Source organism: Rhodococcus sp. 05-2254-6 (assembly GCF_002258565.1).
GTDB lineage: Bacteria > Actinomycetota > Actinomycetes > Mycobacteriales > Mycobacteriaceae > Rhodococcoides.
The window spans coordinates 1-6,363 of the sequence record NZ_NOZF01000172.1 but is presented as its reverse complement, the minus strand read 5'-3'; the positions used below and the strand labels follow the sequence as shown (position 1 = coordinate 6,363).

At 65.1% G+C, this 6,363-nt stretch carries 7 protein-coding genes and 1 pseudogene; 2 read left to right on the top strand and 6 right to left on the bottom strand.

Going from position 1 to position 6,363, the window contains the following annotated elements; translation table 11 throughout:
• The 4 genes and pseudogenes from CH256_RS28775 to CH256_RS23510 all read right to left on the bottom strand — a co-directional run.
• A pseudogene (locus tag CH256_RS28775) lies at positions 1-120 on the bottom strand (acyl-ACP desaturase); the annotation flags it as partial.
• A 128-nt stretch (positions 121-248) separates the two neighbouring features.
• Positions 249-683 (bottom strand): GtrA family protein, encoded by a 435-nt coding sequence (locus CH256_RS23515; protein ID WP_141215283.1) that lies wholly within the window; start codon positions 681-683, stop codon positions 249-251.
• Positions 684-847: 164 nt separating this feature from the next.
• Positions 848-1,015 carry a hypothetical protein gene (locus CH256_RS28215; RefSeq protein WP_156516139.1) on the bottom strand — a complete coding sequence of 56 codons (168 nt, stop codon included), beginning with the start codon at positions 1,013-1,015 and terminating at the stop codon, positions 848-850.
• A gap of 152 nt (positions 1,016-1,167) precedes the next feature.
• A complete protein-coding gene (locus tag CH256_RS23510; RefSeq protein WP_179272202.1) occupies positions 1,168-2,553 on the bottom strand; it encodes a maltokinase N-terminal cap-like domain-containing protein in 1,386 nt (461 codons plus the stop codon).
• Positions 2,554-2,710: 157 nt separating this feature from the next.
• On the opposite strand from CH256_RS23510, the gene CH256_RS23505 reads away from it, so the two are divergent.
• Both CH256_RS23505 and CH256_RS23500 read left to right on the top strand, forming a co-directional pair.
• Complete coding sequence (locus CH256_RS23505; RefSeq protein WP_068048829.1) at positions 2,711-3,475, top strand: pirin family protein; 765 nt, start codon at positions 2,711-2,713, stop codon at positions 3,473-3,475.
• A 112-nt stretch (positions 3,476-3,587) separates the two neighbouring features.
• On the top strand, positions 3,588-4,064 hold the full coding sequence (locus tag CH256_RS23500) for a DUF4190 domain-containing protein (RefSeq protein ID WP_231893762.1): 477 nt from the start codon (positions 3,588-3,590) through the stop codon (positions 4,062-4,064).
• Between the two features lie 18 nt (positions 4,065-4,082).
• On the opposite strand, the gene CH256_RS23495 is transcribed toward CH256_RS23500, so the two are convergent.
• Both CH256_RS23495 and CH256_RS23490 read right to left on the bottom strand, forming a co-directional pair.
• Positions 4,083-5,201, bottom strand: coding sequence for a GGDEF domain-containing protein (locus CH256_RS23495; RefSeq protein WP_094670799.1), 1,119 nt, complete (start codon positions 5,199-5,201; stop codon positions 4,083-4,085).
• 104 nt (positions 5,202-5,305) lie between these two features.
• Positions 5,306-6,363 (bottom strand): ABC transporter permease (locus CH256_RS23490; protein ID WP_143536657.1); only part of this gene is annotated, 1,058 nt, incomplete at its 5' end.

The following is a 6,363-nucleotide window of genomic DNA, read 5'->3' as shown; positions in this document are numbered from 1 at the left end:
GCCCGGGACGTAGTCGTGAGGGTGCCACTCCCGCGCCATCGAGATGTGACGGTTCACATTGTCCTCGGCAGTGGGCACCAGCTCTTGCAGAAGCTCGAGTTGTGTCAGATCCCTGGCCATCGAGATGCCTCCTCGCGTTGACGTCAGCTCGCAAGCCTAGGGCGATCGATGCGCGACACGCGGAGGCTTGCCCGGATTCTGTTAGAGGTAGCAATCGATGTCTGCACGCAATGGTGCAACGTCACAGCTCAGCGAGCAGCGAGACCGGATCCCGAGGACGCGAGCGTCGCCGGACGGAACACCCAGCCACGGAGAGCGAGGAACCGGGCGGCTCCGAAGATGCCACCCACAGCGATGACGACCAGAACTTGGACGTACGTCGGCGGTGCCGGGAACAGGATGTGCACTGCGGCCAGTGAGGCGGTACTCAGGCCGAGCCCGATCAGGGCCAGTCCCCCGGCTTCCCACTGCGTCTGGAACCAGCCGACACGACCGGCCGCATGAAAGGTGTGACGGCGGTGCAGCTCGTTGGCGAGCACGGTACTCGCGGCCACACCTGCGAGGTTGGCAGTGAACGATCCGAGAGAAGCGAGGGCGACGAACAACAGGGCGTACACACCGTTGCTCGATACCCCGACGATCACGAAGCGCGTGAACTGAGCGAGCACCGACTCGCCGAGCATCCGCGACCTGATGCGGGGCGCACACCCCGACGACCCGGACGCGGCCGGAGCTTTCAGGGAAGTGCTCACGAGGACTCCAGTTGTAGAACCGGAAGCGTCGGTCGGCGCTTCGACTCGATACAACTCCGCCCGAGAACGAATCGGTCTCGGGCGTGACGGAAGTCTCAGGCCTTCGTGGAACTTTCTTCCCGGGCGCGCTTCTTGCGGTCCAGGTCGATGTTGAGACTGTTGGGCTTGATCGATGCGACGAACAACACCGCAACGAGCACGACCACCACGACGATGGTGATGACGACCACCGCGATGCCGAAAATTGCCAAGATACCGTTCATGTCCTGCCTCCCGTGTCAGGCAATACGGTACTTGTCGTAGACAGGCCGGTCGACCACGACCCCTGGGTCGTTGCTGCAGGCTCCACTCCCGCCCCCTGAGGTCGTTACTGCAGGCTCCACTCCCGCCCCCCAGCTCAGCATCAGCTCACCGATCAGCTCACCAGGCGCGCCACGGCGCGCAGCGGCAACGACAGCCAGGTGGGCCGGTTGCGTGCCTCGTACAGAACTTCGTACACGGCCTTGTCCAGCTCGTATGCGCGCAACAGGTCGGCCTCCTCGCGGGGATCGTGCCCGGCCACCGAGGCGTAGCCGTCGAAGAATGCAGCGATGCTGCGGGCCGCCCACTTCTCGGCGCGCTCTCGCGCCGACTGGTCCTCGGGCAGATCGACCAGCAGGTGGTTGGCGGCGTAGTCGAACGAGCGCAACATTCCCGCCACGTCACGCAGAGCGCTGTCCATCTGCCGACGCTCGGCCAAGGTCTTCGCCGGCTCACCCTCGAAATCGATGAGCAGCCACCGTTCGGGGGTGCCCAACACCTGACCCAGATGCAGGTCACCGTGGATCCGCTGCACCGTGGTGCTGTTCGACGCCTCCGCCCGAGAGATCAGCGCGGTCGCCGCCGGGATGTACTGCGTGATCTCCGGCACCACCCTGGCGACTCCCGAGATGCGGGCGAGGATCTCCTCGACGGCGGTCGACTCGACCGACCGTTCGGCGGTGCCCAGCACCGATGCGAGGTCGTGGTGCACCTGCGCCACGGCTGCTCCGATTCGGTGGGCGTCCGGGGCGAAATCTGCGGGCAGGTCTTCGATCGGCGTCTCCGGTGAGTCGAACACCTCCTGCACGCTGGCCAGCGCCGCAGTCCACCCCTCGGCGGAGTTCGCGGCGAAATCCTGAGCCATGCCGAGCGTCGTGGGTTCACCACCGACTTCGGTTTCCAGCCAGCCCCGAAGCGGCGCCACGTTGACGCTCCCCGCCTGTGCCAGCGCGCGATGCAGTTCCACATCCGGACTGATTCCCGGCGGCACCTGACGAAACAGCTTGAGCAACAGCAGATCACCGAGAATCACCGAGGTGTTGGACTGCTCGGCCCCGAGAACCCGACCGCGCAGACCGCTCGGCACACTCGAACCGTCGACGACCTTGAATTCGATGCTGCCAGTGGCTTTTCCGGCAGCAAGCGCATCTCCGTACAGGCCGATGACCTCGGGGTCGCGCAGACCGTCGTAGACGGCCACGTCGCCCACCACGGGCAGCAACCACGGCCGGAGATCGTCGGTCGGTTCGGTCCGAAAGCCCAGGGGCACCTGGTAGGTCTGCACCACGGCCGCGCCGTCCTGTGTCAACTGCACCTCCACCAGCAGATGCTCGGCCGCGAAGTGCGGTTCGTCTCGGAGCACGTCGCGCGCGACGATCCGCACCGAACTCACCGTCGAACCCTTTGCGCCGAACCACCGTTGACCTGGCAACCACGCCGCCAAGGCGTCCTCGAGCTGGGGTTCGACCGTGCGTGCCACACTCGAGCTGGAACCGACCATGAGAATTTCTCGCCGCCTTCTTCGGAGTTTGCGAAGCATGTGAGCGTACGTAGCGAAACCTACCCACTCCCGGTGCCGCCCACACACCGACGGCAAAGACACCCGAACGTTATGCAGGTCGTACGCCCGTGCACAGACATGCTCGTAGAGTGGTCTCATGTCCGCTCCACTGACCGCCCACATCGACGTACATCGTGCCGGTGATCGATCGAAAACCCGTGTGTCCTGGCTGGACTCGAAACATTCGTTCTCCTTCGGCCAGCACTACGACCCCGACAACACCCATCACGGACTGTTGCTGGTCAACAACGACGACATCGTCACTGCCGGTCAGGGATTCGAGACGCATCCGCATCGCGACATGGAGATCGTCACGTGGGTGATGCAGGGTTCACTGGTGCATCAGGACTCCATCGGTCATTCCGGAATCATCTATCCCGGCCTCGCGCAACGGATGACCGCGGGCAAGGGCATCATGCACTCCGAGAAGAACGACTCCTGGAGCATCGACGGCAACAAGCACACCGAACCCGTTCGCTTCGTGCAGATGTGGGTACTTCCGGACAGCCCCGGTGTCACTCCCGGGTACGAACAGCTCGAAATCGGCGACGAATTACTGCGAGGCGGCTTGGTCACCGTCGCGTCGGGGATGGACAAGCACCGCGGGCAGGCGGCGATCGGCATCTCACAGAAGTCGGCTGCGCTGCACGCCGCCAGGCTGTTGCCCGGAAATTCGGCGACGGTGCCCGACGCCCCGTTCGTGCACCTGTTCGTCGCGCGCGGCACCGTCACGCTCGAGGGGGTGGGCGAGCTCTGGGAGGGCGACGCCGTCCGCATGAGTTCGACTGGTGGACAAACCATCACCGCTACCGAGCCGGCCGAGGTGCTGATCTGGGAGATGCATTCGCGACTCGGCGGTTGACAACCACGTTCGATGACAAGTTGATCACGGGAGCGCGTGGGGGCCTGTGCGCACAACAGACACCTGCATACACTCCGAGCGTTCACGATCGCCGATCTCGGAGGTACTCGACGTGTCGAATCAGAATCCGCCGCCTGGAAACTATCCCCCGCCCGGAAACTACCCTTCACCTGGTGAGTACCCCCAGCAGGGCGGGTACCCACAACAGCCGGTAGCCCCGAAGAACACGGTCGGCACCGTGGCTCTGGTCCTGGCGATTCTGGGTTTGTTGTTCTCCTGGACCATCGTCGGCGGAATTCTTCTCGGCCTGATCGCCATCGTTCTCGGTTTCATCGGACGGTCCAGGTACAAGAAGCGCACCGCCACCAACGGCACCGTGTCACTCGTCGCGATCATTCTCGGCTTCGTGGCCGCAGCTCTGTCGATCGTTCTCGTCGTCGTCGGCGTCGGCCTGTTCAACGCAGTGGGTGGCCAGGACTTCACCGACTGCCTGAGCAACGCAGGCAGCGATACTGCGGCGCAACAGCAGTGTGCCGACGAATTCCAACAGAACGTCGAGAACCAGTACGACGACTCGACTCCGAACTGAGTCGTAGCGTCGCTGCACTCACGTCTCGGTGCCTGACGGAGTCCGATCGTTTCGGGGCGTCGAGCCCGCTACGACCACCTGATTGCCGCCCTGCTGTTTGGCCTCGTACATCGCCGCATCGGCACGTCGCAGCAACAGTGTGGTGAGTTCGACGACGTCGAAACCGATGCCTTCGGCAACGGGATATGTGCAGTGCGCGACGCCGATGCTCACTGTCAGTGGTGCGGGGTCCTCCGCGAAATACGCGGCACCCCGATACTTCTCGGCCAGTGCGAGGGCCTCGTTCTCGGCCGATTTGGTCACCACCGCGAATTCTTCACCGCCCACCCGCGCGACCAGCACACCGTCCGTGGTCAACCGGCGTGCGACTAGCTGCAGGGCGGCGTCCCCCTGGTGGTGACCGAATCTGTCGTTGATCGACTTGAATCGGTCCACGTCGACGACCATCACCGAGACATCGGTCGCACCGAGGAAATACACCGGGAGCGCCTCGTCGAGCCCTCGCCGACTGCGCACCTGAGTGAGCGGGTCGAAGTTGGCCGCCTGCGCTTGGACCTGCAGTTTGAGGAGCAGGTACTGGAAGAAGGTGGGGCCCATGAACGTGATGGGCACGAGCACCACGAGTTGCGCGATGGCCAGACCGTGATCGGCCTCGGGCGAGAGCAGGATCAGCACGAAGAACAGCGTCATGGCCGCTCCGGCCCACAGCAGATGCAGCGCCATGACCCTCGGACTGTGGAAGAGCTGGACGTACACGCTGTTGGCTGCGAGCATCGCCAGAGCCAAGAAGGCGGTCTGCGGCGATCCGTAGGACAACAGAACCAGCGTTACTCCGATGTCCGAGTACGCGGCGAACATCACCGATACCCGCTTCGACGGCCACGGAGCCTTCAGCCAGGCGATACCGACCAACAGCGTCGACACGATCGCAACGACGAAGACCGACCTGGCGATCGCCGAGGTCGGCGGGGCGTCGGTGAGCCAGAGCAGCGCAGCAGCACCGAGTCCGTACGTGAACGTGCTCAGAGATGCAGCGAGGCGATACGGTGCGAGCGCACCGTGCAGGTCGAGGTAGCTGACCACCGACTCGTAGCTGTGTGGCTGGTTCCACCAGGTGCGCAGGAATGTCGATTGCACGTAGCCTCCATGCGCGTTCGGCTCAGAGATCACGGAACCGACAGGACGCCACCATGTCGGGCCGGGCCGGGCAAATCGGCCACGTCGATGCTATCGGACCCCCGTCAGCCTCGGATGTCTCTTCGTCGGAATGCTGTGAAACCTCCTATACCGACGACGATGGCCACCGCGACGAGCCAGCCGATCGGCACCGGGGTGAGCGTTGCTCCCGGCAGTCTCGGAACATGGGTGAAGGGCGACAGATCGAGCCACGGCTGCGGCAGGCCCACCACGGACCCGACCTGGCCGAGGGCGACGAAACCGGCCAGCACGGCCCACAGGACGGTCGCGAATCGAGGAAGAGCTCCGAACAGTGCCACGCCGATGGCCGTCACCACCCATACGGCCGGCAGCTGAACGAGTGCACCGACCAGAACGGACGGCAGTTCGCCTGTGACGTCGCCGGTGGCCGACCCGTACGTCAGCCCGATGGCGAGGCCGACGACCAGCAGCAGCCACGCTGCGCCGAGGACCGCGCACAGCAGGTGACCTGCCAACCACCGCGCTCGCGAAACCCCGGTGGCCAGCACGATCTCGGCCAGGCCCGCCTCTTCCTCGCTGTGCAACCGCAGCAGAGCCGAGACAGCGAACGCGGCGACTACCACGCCCACGATGCTCAGCACAGCGGCGATGAACGACTGCTCGACGGTGCTGCCACCGAACTTCTCCAGTGCCTCGCCGATGGCAGCGCTGCTGCCGAGTTGGTCACCGATCCCGCCGGTGGACGATCCGATGGCGATGCCGAACAGAGCAAGCCCGACGGTCCAGACGGCTACGGTCCCGCGCGAGAGACGCCACGCGAGAGCGATCGGCCCGGACAGCGAGGGTGCGGCCGCTGCACGGCCGCGGTGTTCGGCCCGCAAGCCGGCACCGAGATCGCGTCGATTCGCAGCGGCGAACGCGCCGACGCAGAATGCTGTGGCGGTCGTCAGTGACAGCATCATCGGCCACCACCGCTCGTCGGCGAACGGCCGTACCTGCGCCGACCAGCCGATCGGCGAGAACCACGAGAGGGTGCCCGAGCCTGCGTCGCCGATCGCACGCGCTGCGAACACCACGGCCAGCACGCCGAGGGCGTAACCGCGAGCCGCTCGCGCCCCCGACGCCACCTGTGCCGCCACGG